We start from the raw sequence: 16858 nt of genomic DNA on the forward strand, positions 1-16858 counted from the left end.
AGAATGCCGGTATGAGTAGCGAAAGAAGGGTGAGAATCCCTTCCACCGAATGCCTAAGGTTTCCTGAGGAAGGCTCGTCCGCTCAGGGTTAGTCGGGACCTAAGCCGAGGCCGAAAGGCGTAGGCGATGGACAACAGGTTGATATTCCTGTACCACCTATACATCGTTTGAACGATGGGGGGACGCAGAAGGATAGGGTAAGCGCGCTGTTGGATATGCGCGTCCAAGCAGTTAGGCCGGAAACGAGGCAAATCCCGTTTCCATTAAGGCGGAGCTGTGATGGCGAGGGAAATATAGTACCGAAGTTCCTGATTCCACGCTGCCAAGAAAAGCCTCTAGTGAGATGTAAGGTGCCCGTACCGCAAACCGACACAGGTAGGCGAGGAGAGAATCCTAAGGTGTGCGAGAGAACTCTCGTTAAGGAACTCGGCAAAATGACCCCGTAACTTCGGGAGAAGGGGTGCTTTTTAGGGTGAATAGCCCAGAAAAGCCGCAGTGAATAGGCCCAGGCGACTGTTTAGCAAAAACACAGGTCTCTGCGAAGCCGCAAGGCGAAGTATAGGGGCTGACACCTGCCCGGTGCTGGAAGGTTAAGGGGAGAGGTTAGCGCAAGCGAAGCTTTGAACCGAAGCCCCAGTAAACGGCGGCCGTAACTATAACGGTCCTAAGGTAGCGAAATTCCTTGTCGGGTAAGTTCCGACCCGCACGAAAGGTGTAACGATCTGGGCACTGTCTCAACGAGAGACTCGGTGAAATTATAGTACCTGTGAAGATGCAGGTTACCCGCGACAGGACGGAAAGACCCCGTGGAGCTTTACTGCAGCCTGATATTGAATTTTGGTACAGCTTGTACAGGATAGGTAGGAGCCTGAGAAGCCGGAGCGCCAGCTTCGGTGGAGGCGTTGGTGGGATACTACCCTGGCTGTATTGAAATTCTAACCCGCGCCCCTTATCGGGGTGGGAGACAGTGTCAGGTGGGCAGTTTGACTGGGGCGGTCGCCTCCTAAAGAGTAACGGAGGCGCCCAAAGGTTCCCTCAGAATGGTTGGAAATCATTCGTAGAGTGTAAAGGCACAAGGGAGCTTGACTGCGAGACCTACAAGTCGAGCAGGGACGAAAGTCGGGCTTAGTGATCCGGTGGTTCCGCATGGAAGGGCCATCGCTCAACGGATAAAAGCTACCCCGGGGATAACAGGCTTATCTCCCCCAAGAGTCCACATCGACGGGGAGGTTTGGCACCTCGATGTCGGCTCATCGCATCCTGGGGCTGTAGTCGGTCCCAAGGGTTGGGCTGTTCGCCCATTAAAGCGGTACGCGAGCTGGGTTCAGAACGTCGTGAGACAGTTCGGTCCCTATCCGTCGCGGGCGCAGGAAATTTGAGAGGAGCTGTCCTTAGTACGAGAGGACCGGGATGGACGCACCGCTGGTGTACCAGTTGTCTTGCCAAAGGCATAGCTGGGTAGCTACGTGCGGACGGGATAAGTGCTGAAAGCATCTAAGCATGAAGCCCCCCTCAAGATGAGATTTCCCATGGCGCAAGCTAGTAAGATCCCTGAAAGATGATCAGGTTGATAGGTCAGAGGTGGAAGCATGGTGACATGTGGAGCTGACTGATACTAATAGATCGAGGACTTAACCAACGCTTTAAAAAAATGAAATACCTTCTTATTATTATCTAGTTTTGAAGGAACAACGTTCCTTTCATGTTTGGTGGCGATAGCGAAGAGGTCACACCCGTTCCCATTCCGAACACGGCAGTTAAGCTCTTCAGCGCCAATGGTAGTTGGGGGTTTCCCCCTGTGAGAGTAGGACGCCGCCAAGCCATTTCAAAAGATCAGCCATCCGGCTGGTCTTTTTTTGTGTTCATAAGGTCATGAAAAAAGATAAATACTTTTAAGTATTTTTCAGGATACTTTCATATCTGTCCAACTAGCAAAACAGACCTTGAAACCAATCTTGATCTAATTTTGAGAAAAGGAAATATTTATTGTGAAATGTGTTGACTTTATGGTGGGAAAGGATTAATATAAATAAGCACCAATTAAAACAAACGAAAAACTTCATCGCTTTTGGCTGATTGCTGAAAGAAATAATAACTATTGACTTCTTACTATGAAAATGATAAGATGAAATGGTCGCTGAAAAACACAGCGATTTAAAATAAGTTAAAAACTTCGTAGAAGTTGACAACTAATCAATAAGATGTTATGATGAATAAACAGCCGTTCGTTAAGAACGATTGTGAAATTGCTCTTTGAAAACTGAACAAAACAAAGCGCCAACGTTAAATTTTAAGTGAGCACACACTATCAAAAAAGCAAATGAGCAAGTCAAACATTTCTTCGGAGAGTTTGATCCTGGCTCAGGACGAACGCTGGCGGCGTGCCTAATACATGCAAGTCGAGCGAATCGATGGGAGCTTGCTCCCTGAGATTAGCGGCGGACGGGTGAGTAACACGTGGGCAACCTGCCTATAAGACTGGGATAACTTCGGGAAACCGGAGCTAATACCGGATACGTTCTTTTCTCGCATGAGAGAAGATGGAAAGACGGTTTACGCTGTCACTTATAGATGGGCCCGCGGCGCATTAGCTAGTTGGTGAGGTAATGGCTCACCAAGGCGACGATGCGTAGCCGACCTGAGAGGGTGATCGGCCACACTGGGACTGAGACACGGCCCAGACTCCTACGGGAGGCAGCAGTAGGGAATCTTCCGCAATGGACGAAAGTCTGACGGAGCAACGCCGCGTGAACGAAGAAGGCCTTCGGGTCGTAAAGTTCTGTTGTTAGGGAAGAACAAGTACCAGAGTAACTGCTGGTACCTTGACGGTACCTAACCAGAAAGCCACGGCTAACTACGTGCCAGCAGCCGCGGTAATACGTAGGTGGCAAGCGTTGTCCGGAATTATTGGGCGTAAAGCGCGCGCAGGTGGTTCCTTAAGTCTGATGTGAAAGCCCACGGCTCAACCGTGGAGGGTCATTGGAAACTGGGGGACTTGAGTGCAGAAGAGGAAAGTGGAATTCCAAGTGTAGCGGTGAAATGCGTAGAGATTTGGAGGAACACCAGTGGCGAAGGCGACTTTCTGGTCTGTAACTGACACTGAGGCGCGAAAGCGTGGGGAGCAAACAGGATTAGATACCCTGGTAGTCCACGCCGTAAACGATGAGTGCTAAGTGTTAGAGGGTTTCCGCCCTTTAGTGCTGCAGCTAACGCATTAAGCACTCCGCCTGGGGAGTACGGCCGCAAGGCTGAAACTCAAAGGAATTGACGGGGGCCCGCACAAGCGGTGGAGCATGTGGTTTAATTCGAAGCAACGCGAAGAACCTTACCAGGTCTTGACATCCTCTGACAACCCTAGAGATAGGGCTTTCCCCTTCGGGGGACAGAGTGACAGGTGGTGCATGGTTGTCGTCAGCTCGTGTCGTGAGATGTTGGGTTAAGTCCCGCAACGAGCGCAACCCTTGATCTTAGTTGCCAGCATTCAGTTGGGCACTCTAAGGTGACTGCCGGTGACAAACCGGAGGAAGGTGGGGATGACGTCAAATCATCATGCCCCTTATGACCTGGGCTACACACGTGCTACAATGGATGGTACAAAGGGCTGCAAACCTGCGAAGGTAAGCGAATCCCATAAAGCCATTCTCAGTTCGGATTGCAGGCTGCAACTCGCCTGCATGAAGCCGGAATCGCTAGTAATCGCGGATCAGCATGCCGCGGTGAATACGTTCCCGGGCCTTGTACACACCGCCCGTCACACCACGAGAGTTTGTAACACCCGAAGTCGGTGAGGTAACCTTCATGGAGCCAGCCGCCTAAGGTGGGACAGATGATTGGGGTGAAGTCGTAACAAGGTAGCCGTATCGGAAGGTGCGGCTGGATCACCTCCTTTCTAAGGATAATTACGAGAGCGCTTTTGTTTTGTTCAGTTTTGAATGAGTAATTCATTCAAATAGGAAAGACAGTCATCACGATGTGATGGATTCTTTCTGCTTTGTTCCTTGAAAACTAGATAATAGATAGAAGGCAATTAATTTTTTTCAAAGCATCTGTAAGATCTTTTTTAACGGTTAAGTTAGAAAGGGCGCACGGTGGATGCCTTGGCACTAGGAGCCGATGAAGGACGGGACTAACACCGATATGCTTCGGGGAGCTGTAAGTAAGCTTTGATCCGGAGATTTCCGAATGGGGAAACCCACTGTTCGTAATGGAACAGTATCTTTACCTGAATACATAGGGTACTGAAGGCAGACCCGGGGAACTGAAACATCTAAGTACCCGGAGGAAGAGAAAGCAAATGCGATTTCCTGAGTAGCGGCGAGCGAAACGGAATTAGCCCAAACCAAGAGGCTTGCCTCTTGGGGTTGTAGGACACTCAACATGGAGTTACAAAGGAACGGGGTAAATGAAGCGATCTGGAAAGATCCGTCGAAGAAGGTAAAAACCCTGTAGTTGAAACTTCGTTCCCTCCTGAGTGGATCCTGAGTACGGCGGGACACGAGAAATCCCGTCGGAAGCAGGGAGGACCATCTCCCAAGGCTAAATACTCCCTAGTGACCGATAGTGAACCAGTACCGTGAGGGAAAGGTGAAAAGCACCCCGGAAGGGGAGTGAAATAGATCCTGAAACCGTGTGCCTACAAGTAGTCAAAGCCCGTTAATGGGTAATGGCGTGCCTTTTGTAGAATGAACCGGCGAGTTACGATTTCATGCGAGGTTAAGTTGATGAGACGGAGCCGCAGCGAAAGCGAGTCTGAATAGGGCGAATGAGTATGAGGTCGTAGACCCGAAACCAGGTGATCTACCCATGTCCAGGGTGAAGTTCAGGTAACACTGAATGGAGGCCCGAACCCACGCACGTTGAAAAGTGCGGGGATGAGGTGTGGGTAGCGGAGAAATTCCAATCGAACCTGGAGATAGCTGGTTCTCTCCGAAATAGCTTTAGGGCTAGCCTCAAGATGAGAGTATTGGAGGTAGAGCACTGATTGGACTAGGGGCCCCCAACGGGTTACCGAATTCAGTCAAACTCCGAATGCCAAATACTTATTCTTGGGAGTCAGACTGCGAGTGATAAGATCCGTAGTCGAAAGGGAAACAGCCCAGACCACCAGCTAAGGTCCCAAAGTATACGTTAAGTGGAAAAGGATGTGGAGTTGCTTAGACAACCAGGATGTTGGCTTAGAAGCAGCCACCATTTAAAGAGTGCGTAATAGCTCACTGGTCGAGTGACTCCGCGCCGAAAATGTACCGGGGCTAAACGTATCACCGAAGCTGTGGATTGACACCGTATGGTGTCGATGGTAGGAGAGCGTTCTAAGGGCGTTGAAGTCAGACCGGAAGGACTGGTGGAGCGCTTAGAAGTGAGAATGCCGGTATGAGTAGCGAAAGAAGGGTGAGAATCCCTTCCACCGAATGCCTAAGGTTTCCTGAGGAAGGCTCGTCCGCTCAGGGTTAGTCGGGACCTAAGCCGAGGCCGAAAGGCGTAGGCGATGGACAACAGGTTGATATTCCTGTACCACCTATACATCGTTTGAACGATGGGGGGACGCAGAAGGATAGGGTAAGCGCGCTGTTGGATATGCGCGTCCAAGCAGTTAGGCCGGAAACGAGGCAAATCCCGTTTCCATTAAGGCGGAGCTGTGATGGCGAGGGAAATATAGTACCGAAGTTCCTGATTCCACGCTGCCAAGAAAAGCCTCTAGTGAGATGTAAGGTGCCCGTACCGCAAACCGACACAGGTAGGCGAGGAGAGAATCCTAAGGTGTGCGAGAGAACTCTCGTTAAGGAACTCGGCAAAATGACCCCGTAACTTCGGGAGAAGGGGTGCTTTTTAGGGTGAATAGCCCAGAAAAGCCGCAGTGAATAGGCCCAGGCGACTGTTTAGCAAAAACACAGGTCTCTGCGAAGCCGCAAGGCGAAGTATAGGGGCTGACACCTGCCCGGTGCTGGAAGGTTAAGGGGAGAGGTTAGCGCAAGCGAAGCTTTGAACCGAAGCCCCAGTAAACGGCGGCCGTAACTATAACGGTCCTAAGGTAGCGAAATTCCTTGTCGGGTAAGTTCCGACCCGCACGAAAGGTGTAACGATCTGGGCACTGTCTCAACGAGAGACTCGGTGAAATTATAGTACCTGTGAAGATGCAGGTTACCCGCGACAGGACGGAAAGACCCCGTGGAGCTTTACTGCAGCCTGATATTGAATTTTGGTACAGCTTGTACAGGATAGGTAGGAGCCTGAGAAGCCGGAGCGCCAGCTTCGGTGGAGGCGTTGGTGGGATACTACCCTGGCTGTATTGAAATTCTAACCCGCGCCCCTTATCGGGGTGGGAGACAGTGTCAGGTGGGCAGTTTGACTGGGGCGGTCGCCTCCTAAAGAGTAACGGAGGCGCCCAAAGGTTCCCTCAGAATGGTTGGAAATCATTCGTAGAGTGTAAAGGCACAAGGGAGCTTGACTGCGAGACCTACAAGTCGAGCAGGGACGAAAGTCGGGCTTAGTGATCCGGTGGTTCCGCATGGAAGGGCCATCGCTCAACGGATAAAAGCTACCCCGGGGATAACAGGCTTATCTCCCCCAAGAGTCCACATCGACGGGGAGGTTTGGCACCTCGATGTCGGCTCATCGCATCCTGGGGCTGTAGTCGGTCCCAAGGGTTGGGCTGTTCGCCCATTAAAGCGGTACGCGAGCTGGGTTCAGAACGTCGTGAGACAGTTCGGTCCCTATCCGTCGCGGGCGCAGGAAATTTGAGAGGAGCTGTCCTTAGTACGAGAGGACCGGGATGGACGCACCGCTGGTGTACCAGTTGTCTTGCCAAAGGCATAGCTGGGTAGCTACGTGCGGACGGGATAAGTGCTGAAAGCATCTAAGCATGAAGCCCCCCTCAAGATGAGATTTCCCATGGCGCAAGCTAGTAAGATCCCTGAAAGATGATCAGGTTGATAGGTCAGAGGTGGAAGCATGGTGACATGTGGAGCTGACTGATACTAATAGATCGAGGACTTAACCAACGCTTTTTAAAAAATGAAATACCTTCTTATTATCTAGTTTTGAAGGAACAATGTTCCTCATATGTTTGGTGGCGATAGCGAAGAGGTCACACCCGTTCCCATTCCGAACACGGCAGTTAAGCTCTTCAGCGCCGATGGTAGTTGGGGGTTTCCCCCTGTGAGAGTAGGACGCCGCCAAGCCATTTCAAAAGATCAGCCATCCGGCTGGTCTTTTTTTGCGTTAAGAACAAAATTATGGAGCCCTGTTATTTATATATAGAAGCTGTTACATCACCATTGAAAGGGGCTGAAATCGAAAATTGTTTATCCTTTTAAATTTAAACCGTTTTGACCATCTTAACTTAGGATATAAGCGAGATATTAGTACTGCCTGCTTAGGTAATGGGTTATTAAAATCGATTGCAAATAACTGGATAATTGGTTTTAAATAAGCAGCAGTACATATATTTTAGCTAAAAAGAAATTTATTCAGAAACTGGTAACTAAAAATGTGGGGAATATCAAAATAGAAGGAAGCCCTCATAAAGGATAAAATAATTGGTGCCTCTGCAAATAAAAGGTATTCTTCCAACTTGTATGAACACTAACAAATCCAAGGTATGGCTGAACTTTTAAGGTGAATGAGATCCAAAATGAGACCTTCGGAATTTAAAAATAATACGTATGAGGAATCGCTCTATGGTCATTAAGGACTGCTTCATGAGTTTGACACAATTAAATTAGCGCAGTATAATAATCCAGTAGAACGATATACTAAATAAATTTAACTAATTAAATCTAGCATAAGTGTTAATTCAATACCTTTTGAATTTAGAACCTAATCGGTTTTTAGTAGAACGATATACCAATACTGAAATTTTGGTAGAACGATGTACTAATAATTAAGATTAGTAGAACGATATACTAGTTAGGTGAAAAGTTAGTAGAACGATGTACTAACTAAAGCCGGTTTACTTATTGTTTTATTTAGTACGTAATTTTGTTCTTGAATTTATGGTATGGGGCAAGGGGGCAACTTCTGAAAGGCTTAAGAATCAAATTGCATTTCGATAACTTTTTAAATAGGGGTGTGTTTCATGAAAAATCCATTTATAAAAATGGCCACAGGTTTATATATTAGCTATTTTATTTTAGGCATGATCAATATTATCATTGGATCAAATATGGAAAATTTGTCCGAGCAATTAAATACAAGCGCCTCAGGGATAAGTTACTTGGTTTCTGCTATAGGAATCGGTAAGTTAGTTTCCTTGTTTTTCGCGGGTAGACTGTCGGATAAATTAGGAAGGAAACCATTTGTCGTTTCAGCATCTTTTATCTACCTGATCTTCCTTATAGGCATACCTTTGGCTCCTAACTATACATTGGCATTTATATTTGCTGTATGTGCTGGTATTGCCAATTCATTTTTGGATGCAGGTACGTATCCAGCACTTATTGAGGCTTTTCAAAAGAAAGCTGGTTCCGCTACCGTATTAGTAAAAGCGTTCGTTTCAATCGGTGCCGCACTTCTTCCATTTATCATGGCGTTCTTTATAGCTAGAGATATGTTTTACGGGTATACATTCTTCTTAATGGCTGCTGTATATCTTGTTAATGGTTTTTTCCTGCTTAAGGTTTCATTCCCGGATCATAAAGCTCAAAGCCAAACTCAGAATGATGAACAGGCTGTGCCGGTTCAACAGCAATTCCTCTCAAAACCGAAGTTTGCTCAGGAAGGTTTGGCAGTCATACTATTAGGCTTCACATCAACTGCTTTATTCATGCTGGTTCAAGTCTGGCTCCCGAACTTCGGACAAGATGTATTGGGGCTAACCCAAGCAAAGGCTGTTCAATTGCTTAGTTACTATAGCATTGGCTCCCTTGTTTCTGTCATTTTGCTAGCTGTTCTATTGAATAAAGTAATTAAGCCCATTACCGTCATGATTATCTATCCGGTCATTGCAGCATTATCTTTATTGTCACTCATTTACATCCAGCAACCATTTATAACTGTTTTGAGCGCTTTCTTCATAGGGCTTTCAACTGCAGGGGTGTTCCAATTAGCCATGACAATAATCACAGAATTCTTCCCAGCCAATAAAGGGACAATTACTTCATATGTAAACATTGCAGCTAGTTCAGCCTTTATCATCATACCTTTCGTTACAGGTATCATTTCCAAGAGTGCTGGTTTAACTGCGGTCTTCTTGTTTGATGTGGCAATTGCGATAGTTAGTATTTTATTGGCCGTATTCGTTGCCTATCGATACAAAAAGGTAATTAAGGTTTCCAATTAAACGGTCTAACCGAACATCAGTGGGGCATGAACCCCACTGATGATAATGATAAAAGGGGGAAACATCCATGCAAACAATCACGATCAAAGACGTAACGATCGGAGAAGGGGTTCCAAAGATCATCGTTCCACTAATGGGGACAACGGAAGAAGAACTGCTTAAAGAAGTTGAAACGGTAAATGCGCTACGGCCGGATATCATTGAATGGCGAGTAGATGTCTTTGAACAAGTCGAAAGCTTAGAAGCCGTTTCAGATATGATTTCTAAACTTAGAAGTGCAGTTCCCAATACTTTGCTGCTTTTCACTTTTAGAAGCCATAAAGAAGGCGGAAACAAGGAAATCAGTGATGTTTATTATTTCCAACTCCTTCATACAGCAATTAAAACGAAGAATATTGATCTTGTCGATGTGGAGTTGTTTTTTGAGGAATCATCAGTGAAAGATACTGTAAAGGTAGCTGAGGAAAATGGCGTATACGTAGTGATGTGTAACCATGATTTCGATAAGACACCAGCAAAAGAAGAAATCATTTACCGATTACGTAAAATGCAGGAATTTGGCGCCCATATTCCCAAAATCGCTGTAATGCCCCAAACGGTTGGTGACTTACTCGTTTTATTAGATGCAACTTACACGATGAAAACAATGTATGCCGATCGCCCATTCATTACGATGTCAATGTCGGGTACAGGCCTGGTCAGCCGATTATCAGGTGCGGTGTTTGGGTCTGCTTGTACATTCGGAGCCGGAAAAGAAGCATCTGCCCCAGGACAAATTCCTGTTACTCAATTAAGAGATGTATTGGAGATCATTGATCAAAATATTTAACTCATAATTCCTTCCAAGAAGGAATTTATATAAAGTTTAAAAAATCAGGGGGAATAGAACATGGAAAATCTAGGACGAATTAATGGGAAAACAGAATTAGTAGGATTGCTGGCAACACCTATCGGACATTCATTATCACCTGCCATGCATAATTTAGCTTTCGATAAATTAGGCTTGAATTGCGCCTATTTAGCATTTGAGGTTGGAAATGAAGAGCTGGAAGATGCAGTAAAAGGGATGCGTGCATTAAATGTAAAAGGATTTAACGTATCCATGCCTAATAAAATGAAGATCCTTCCATATCTTGATGAATTGGCGGACAGTGCTAAATTTTCTGGGGCCGTTAATACAGTTGTCAATGTCGATGGAAAGTTCGTAGGTCACAGCACTGATGGAATGGGATATACCCGGAACTTAAAAGAACATGGTATTGATATTAAAGGCAAGAAAATGACTCTTATCGGTTCTGGTGGGGCTGCTACTCCAATTGCCATTCAATCTGCGCTGGAAGGTGTGGCGGAAATCAGCATTTTTGCTCGTGATGATGCTTTCTTCCCGCAAGCAGAAGAGAATGTACGAATCATCAATGAGGATATGAAGCATTTAAATGTGAAAGCCAACGTATACCCTCTTGAAAATGTTGAACAATTAAGAGCTGAAATCGCAACTAGTGATATTTTGGCAAATGGAACCGGCGTTGGCATGAAACCACTTGAAGGCTTAAGTGTCATTCAAGACGAATCAATGCTTCGTCCTGATTTAATCGTAACCGATGTTGTTTACATCCCACGAAAGTCTAAACTAATGGAACAAGCTGAAGCTGTGGGTGCTACAGCTATTAATGGTCTTGGGATGATGCTTTGGCAAGGTGCGCTAGCCTTTGAATTATGGACAGGTCAACAGATGCCTGTTGATTTCATCAAAGAGCAATTGTTTGCAGAATAAAATGATTCCACTCTGGAGATTGTCCTCCAAATAGAGGTTTTTTCATATTCGATTGCATCATTCGTTAAATGATTACAAAAATTTGGTGCAGAAACCTCGGAGCTAAGAAATGCAGGGAGTGAAATCCCTTGTTTTTCTTAGCGTTTTTTTTTGAAAAGTGGTTTTCATGTAAATGGATAACATAAAGGGGAGGCTTTAATGTAATTACATTGTGCATTAAGGTGTTATATGGGAGAAACACAACGTGATTTATTATAGGGGTGTAATAATGAAAAATCAGTATTTTAAAGCGGCATCTGGCTTGTATATTAACTATTTTCTACTGGGGATGGTTAATATAATTCTCGCCTCGAACATGCCCTCTTTAACAGAACAATGGGATACGGACTCTACTGGCATCAGTTATCTTATTGCAGCAATAGGAATAGGCAGATTACTCACGTATGGTCTCTCGGGAGTATTATCAGATAAATTTGGAAGAAAGCCATTAATCATGGTCTCTTCGGTTATAATGGGCGTTTTTTTAATTGGGATTCCATTTTCCCCCACTTATGAAATGGCCTTTGTATTTGCCTTACTTGCGGGGATTTCCAACTCAGCCATGGATGCTGGTACATATCCGGCGCTAACTGAAATGTTTCCTGAAGCTGCTGGTTCCGCGAGTGTTATGGTTAAGGCTTTTGGCTCGCTTGGTGCTACCATCCTGCCATTCATCATCTTGTTTCTTACTTCGAACCAATTATTTTACGGGTTTGCATTTTTAGTACCGGCTGTCATCTATTTCATGAATATGTTTTTGGTTTTGTCTGCTTCATTTCCAAGCAAATCCGAAGCTGTCAGTCAAGAGGAGGATTTGCATAGTAACAGGTTCATAACGGAACCTAAATTTTGGAGCGAAGGAGTCGCACTAATCATAATTGGGTTTACATCAACTGCGTTATTTACAGTTTCGCAAATCTGGTTACCGAGTTTCGGCCAGGAAGTCGCAGGGATGCCATCTTCAAGTGCCATTAAATTATTGAGCTATTATAGTGTTGGATCACTGATTTCCGTCCTGCTATTATCCATCTTATTAAACAAATGGATTAAGCCCGTGACGGTGATATTGCTTTATCCAATGATTACTTTAATTACGGTAATCATCATATTAACGATTCATTCACCTATTGTCTTAAGTATTAGCTCCTTTTTCCTTGGAGCCTCGACAGCTGGGATCTTTCAATTATCCATTGCAATAATGACTGAACTCTTCTGGAGAAAAAAAGGAACTGTAACAGGGATCGTTGCGACGGCATCCAGTTTGGCGAGCGTCATTTTACCAATTGCAACAGGCTTGATAGCTAAGAGTGGGGATATATCACATATATTTCTTTTTGATTGCTTTATTGCTACTATAGGAATCCTGGCTGCAGCTTTTGTATATTACCGGTATAAGAAATTGACACAGCACCAGACCATATTTAACCATGGCTAATAAATATGAAGGATTACTTAAAACTCCATCTTCTAGAACTAGGGTGGCGTTTTTTTTTGGACTAATGAATATTGGATATAGATGTATTGGAGTGAGTATTAATCGATGGTATGCCCATGTTCCAAAAGCAAGGGTGTAATAATGACAGTAACTATATTATTATTATAGTAAGAACATGATAATAATAAGTACATCAAAAATACATTCAAGATGGTGATTGAACTATGAAACAATCCAAAAAAGGGCGGGTCACGCTGCAACAGGTAGCGAAACATGCTGGGGTTTCTACATCCACTGCTTCCCTTATCGTTCGCAATAACCCTCGAATATCGGAAGCGACGCGAAAAAAGGTATTAAAATCCATGCATGAACTGGGTTATGTATACGATAGAATCGCAGCCAACTTAAGGTCGCAGAGTTCTGATACTGTAGGAATCATTATTACCGACATATCAAACACCTTTTTTTCTGAATTCCTGATAGGCGTTCATGACGCATTGGATGAGGTCGGGTATACAGTGTTGCTGGGAACTACATTCGACTCGGTTGCCAAGCAAGACCATCTCCTTTCAACTATGATGGAACATAGGGTGGGAGGCCTGATTCTTTGTCCTGTCTCTGAAAGCTCACAAGATACAATTGAACGGTTAAATGAAATTGACACGCCAATGGTCCTTGCTGTTAGGGAACTACCTGGAGTGAATAGCGACTATGTAGGCATAGACTATCCAGAAGGAGCCAGGATGGCTGTTGATCATCTCCTTGGAAAGGGACATAAAAGAATTGCGCTCCTTGGTGGCATTAAGGAATCTTCTACTTGGATAGAGAGAATGGAGGGATACCGTGAAGCTCTTTCAAGAGCGGGATTGGAAGTGGATGAATCGCTGGTTATAGATAGTGCCCCTACCCGGGAGGGAGGGCTTGAGGCTGTTCTGAAAGTACTTGAGAATCCTAATCCGCCTACCGCAATTTTTTGCTTTAGCGACTTAATTGCTTTCGGTGTTATGCAAGGGCTAATGATGAAAGGAATTACTCCTGGAAAAGATATAGATATCGTTGGGTTCGATAACGTTCCAGTCGCAGAAATCTATCATCCTCCGCTAACGACCATTTCCTCATTCCCTAGACGTATTGGAAAAGAGGCAGCGAATCTCCTGTATCAGCAAATGGAGAAAATTGAACGTGATCAACAGAGGATCATATTGAATCCAGAACTGATTATTAGAGAGTCTTCCTAATAAAGAAAAATAAAAAGGTGATTAGTTTACAGGAGGTTAGGTATCCATGCCTCTGTACCCTTTTCATCTTTTCTATTATTCTTTTATTGGGAAAATCGATTAAATGAAAGAGCTGGTCTTACTTAAGCGGTTCATAAATATCCCAGGCAACTTTCAATGAATCGACTATGAAGTCGGCAACTTCATCAACATCAAGATCATTGGTATTCACTTTTGAATGATGATAGGAGTATATTTCTTGTCTGGTGTAAAAGAGTTCTTCGATTTCTTCAAGGGACCGGCTTTGTAAAACAGGTCTACTATCAATAAGCAATCCTATTCTCTCTTTCCAGTATTCCCAAGATAAGTCCAGGTAAAAGACAATGCAATTGGATAAACAGATATTCCGTATATCCTCTTGTAAAAATGCCCCGCCTCCAACTGAAATGATTTTCAATTGTTGTTGACTAAGGCTTTCAATCACACTTTTTTCTTTTTCGCGAAAAGCTTTTTCCCCAAACTTCTTGAAGATTTCCGTAGTGGGCATATTGAATTCCTTTTCTATTTCTTGATCTATATCAATAAAGTCCCTGTATAATTTCCTTGCTACTTTCTGTCCGATCGTCGTCTTTCCTACCCCCATAAAGCCAATAAAAACGATACTTTGCATCCTCAAAGATGTGTTTTTATTAATCATTTATAAATCCCTCTCCCAACTATTTTTTATAATGATTAAAAGTCTCTCCTGAAATTTTTAAAATATATATATTATAGTACAAGAAAGTAAAATTGTAAAAAAATTTTTTAATATTTGGACAATGGAACCCTGTGATTTATCGGTTTAAATGTTTAAAACTCTACCCGGAAGGAGCATTCAGTTTTCGGTATTCGATTTATGCATCTATCCAGGTTGTTATTGCTTTACCTATCACTTGCAGTTTTATGGATTTCGCCAAAGTCATTACTTAGTTGAAGGGGAATTAGTAGTTCAAATGGATGGGATAATTGATATTCCTGGATTATATGTTTTAAGCGGAAACCAAGGTGTGACAGGCACATTTATTCCTTTATATAGTTGATTAAATCATTTAAAAAGAAAATGTATGAAATGGGTTGACTTAATGGTAGGAAAGGATTAATATAAATAAGCACCAACTAAGACAAACGAACAACTTCATCGCTTTTGGCTGATTGCTGAAAGAAATAATAACTATTGACTTCTTACTATGAAAATGATAAGATGAAATGGTCGCTGAAAAACACAGCGATTTAAAATAAGTTAAAAACTTCGCAGAAGTTGACAACTAATCAATAAAGTGTTATGATGAATAAACAGCCGTTCGCAAGAACGATTGTGAAATTGCTCTTTGAAAACTGAACAAAACAAAGCGCCAACGTTAAATTTTAAGTGAGCACACACTATCAAAAAGCAAATGAGCAAGTCAAACATTTCTTCGGAGAGTTTGATCCTGGCTCAGGACGAACGCTGGCGGCGTGCCTAATACATGCAAGTCGAGCGAATCAATGGGAGCTTGCTCCCTGAGATTAGCGGCGGACGGGTGAGTAACACGTGGGCAACCTGCCTATAAGACTGGGATAACTTCGGGAAACCGGAGCTAATACCGGATACGTTCTTTTCTCGCATGAGAGAAGATGGAAAGACGGTTTACGCTGTCACTTATAGATGGGCCCGCGGCGCATTAGCTAGTTGGTGAGGTAATGGCTCACCAAGGCGACGATGCGTAGCCGACCTGAGAGGGTGATCGGCCACACTGGGACTGAGACACGGCCCAGACTCCTACGGGAGGCAGCAGTAGGGAATCTTCCGCAATGGACGAAAGTCTGACGGAGCAACGCCGCGTGAACGAAGAAGGCCTTCGGGTCGTAAAGTTCTGTTGTTAGGGAAGAACAAGTACCAGAGTAACTGCTGGTACCTTGACGGTACCTAACCAGAAAGCCACGGCTAACTACGTGCCAGCAGCCGCGGTAATACGTAGGTGGCAAGCGTTGTCCGGAATTATTGGGCGTAAAGCGCGCGCAGGTGGTTCCTTAAGTCTGATGTGAAAGCCCACGGCTCAACCGTGGAGGGTCATTGGAAACTGGGGAACTTGAGTGCAGAAGAGGAAAGTGGAATTCCAAGTGTAGCGGTGAAATGCGTAGAGATTTGGAGGAACACCAGTGGCGAAGGCGACTTTCTGGTCTGTAACTGACACTGAGGCGCGAAAGCGTGGGGAGCAAACAGGATTAGATACCCTGGTAGTCCACGCCGTAAACGATGAGTGCTAAGTGTTAGAGGGTTTCCGCCCTTTAGTGCTGCAGCTAACGCATTAAGCACTCCGCCTGGGGAGTACGGCCGCAAGGCTGAAACTCAAAGGAATTGACGGGGGCCCGCACAAGCGGTGGAGCATGTGGTTTAATTCGAAGCAACGCGAAGAACCTTACCAGGTCTTGACATCCTCTGACAACCCTAGAGATAGGGCTTTCCCCTTCGGGGGACAGAGTGACAGGTGGTGCATGGTTGTCGTCAGCTCGTGTCGTGAGATGTTGGGTTAAGTCCCGCAACGAGCGCAACCCTTGATCTTAGTTGCCAGCATTCAGTTGGGCACTCTAAGGTGACTGCCGGTGACAAACCGGAGGAAGGTGGGGATGACGTCAAATCATCATGCCCCTTATGACCTGGGCTACACACGTGCTACAATGGATGGTACAAAGGGCTGCAAACCTGCGAAGGTAAGCGAATCCCATAAAGCCATTCTCAGTTCGGATTGCAGGCTGCAACTCGCCTGCATGAAGCCGGAATCGCTAGTAATCGCGGATCAGCATGCCGCGGTGAATACGTTCCCGGGCCTTGTACACACCGCCCGTCACACCACGAGAGTTTGTAACACCCGAAGTCGGTGAGGTAACCTTCATGGAGCCAGCCGCCTAAGGTGGGACAGATGATTGGGGTGAAGTCGTAACAAGGTAGCCGTATCGGAAGGTGCGGCTGGATCACCTCCTTTCTAAGGATAATTACGAGAGTGCTTTTGTTTTGTTCAGTTTTGAATGAGTAATTCATTCAAATAGGAAAGACAAGCATCACGATGTGATGGATTCTTTCTGCTTTGTTCCTTGAA

The 16858-nt window shown here is 45.0% G+C and carries 6 protein-coding genes and 6 rRNA genes (1 of these 12 cut by a window edge); 11 read left to right on the forward strand and 1 reads right to left on the reverse strand.

Going from position 1 to position 16858, the window contains the following annotated elements:
- The 10 genes from OSJ91_RS01985 to OSJ91_RS02030 form a co-directional block, all read left to right on the forward strand.
- Positions 1-1639: ribosomal RNA gene (locus OSJ91_RS01985) — 23S ribosomal RNA — on the forward strand (it extends 1294 nt beyond the left edge of the window).
- 66 nt (positions 1640-1705) lie between these two features.
- Positions 1706-1821 (forward strand): 5S ribosomal RNA (rrf, locus tag OSJ91_RS01990).
- Positions 1822-2338: 517 nt separating this feature from the next.
- Positions 2339-3889: ribosomal RNA gene (locus tag OSJ91_RS01995) — 16S ribosomal RNA — on the forward strand.
- A 176-nt stretch (positions 3890-4065) separates the two neighbouring features.
- Positions 4066-6998 (forward strand): 23S ribosomal RNA (locus tag OSJ91_RS02000).
- 64 nt (positions 6999-7062) lie between these two features.
- Positions 7063-7178 (forward strand): 5S ribosomal RNA (gene rrf / locus OSJ91_RS02005).
- Together the 16S, 23S and 5S rRNA genes form the textbook arrangement of a ribosomal RNA operon.
- 896 nt (positions 7179-8074) lie before the next feature.
- A complete protein-coding gene (locus OSJ91_RS02010; protein WP_133353137.1) occupies positions 8075-9277 on the forward strand; it encodes an MFS transporter in 1203 nt (400 codons plus the stop codon).
- A 67-nt stretch (positions 9278-9344) separates the two neighbouring features.
- A complete protein-coding gene (aroD, locus tag OSJ91_RS02015; protein ID WP_485890901.1) occupies positions 9345-10106 on the forward strand; it encodes a type I 3-dehydroquinate dehydratase in 762 nt (253 codons plus the stop codon).
- A gap of 60 nt (positions 10107-10166) precedes the next feature.
- Positions 10167-11051 carry a shikimate dehydrogenase gene (locus OSJ91_RS02020; protein ID WP_350301006.1) on the forward strand — a complete coding sequence of 295 codons (885 nt, stop codon included), beginning with the start codon at positions 10167-10169 and terminating at the stop codon, positions 11049-11051.
- Between the two features lie 268 nt (positions 11052-11319).
- On the forward strand, positions 11320-12525 hold the full coding sequence (locus OSJ91_RS02025) for an MFS transporter (RefSeq protein ID WP_350301007.1): 1206 nt from the start codon (positions 11320-11322) through the stop codon (positions 12523-12525).
- Positions 12526-12749: 224 nt separating this feature from the next.
- The gene (locus tag OSJ91_RS02030) at positions 12750-13763 is read left to right on the forward strand and encodes a LacI family DNA-binding transcriptional regulator (protein ID WP_485890902.1); all 1014 of its coding nucleotides are present in this window, start codon (positions 12750-12752) and stop codon (positions 13761-13763) included.
- 118 nt (positions 13764-13881) lie between these two features.
- Here OSJ91_RS02030 and OSJ91_RS02035 read toward each other — a convergent pair whose 3' ends face one another.
- A complete protein-coding gene (locus OSJ91_RS02035; protein WP_053533572.1) occupies positions 13882-14439 on the reverse strand; it encodes a shikimate kinase in 558 nt (185 codons plus the stop codon).
- Between the two features lie 754 nt (positions 14440-15193).
- Here OSJ91_RS02035 and OSJ91_RS02040 point away from each other — a divergent pair.
- A 16S ribosomal RNA gene (locus OSJ91_RS02040) occupies positions 15194-16744 on the forward strand.
- Positions 16745-16858 lie beyond the last annotated feature (114 nt).

The organism is Bacillus sp. T-10(2022), from assembly GCF_056502895.1.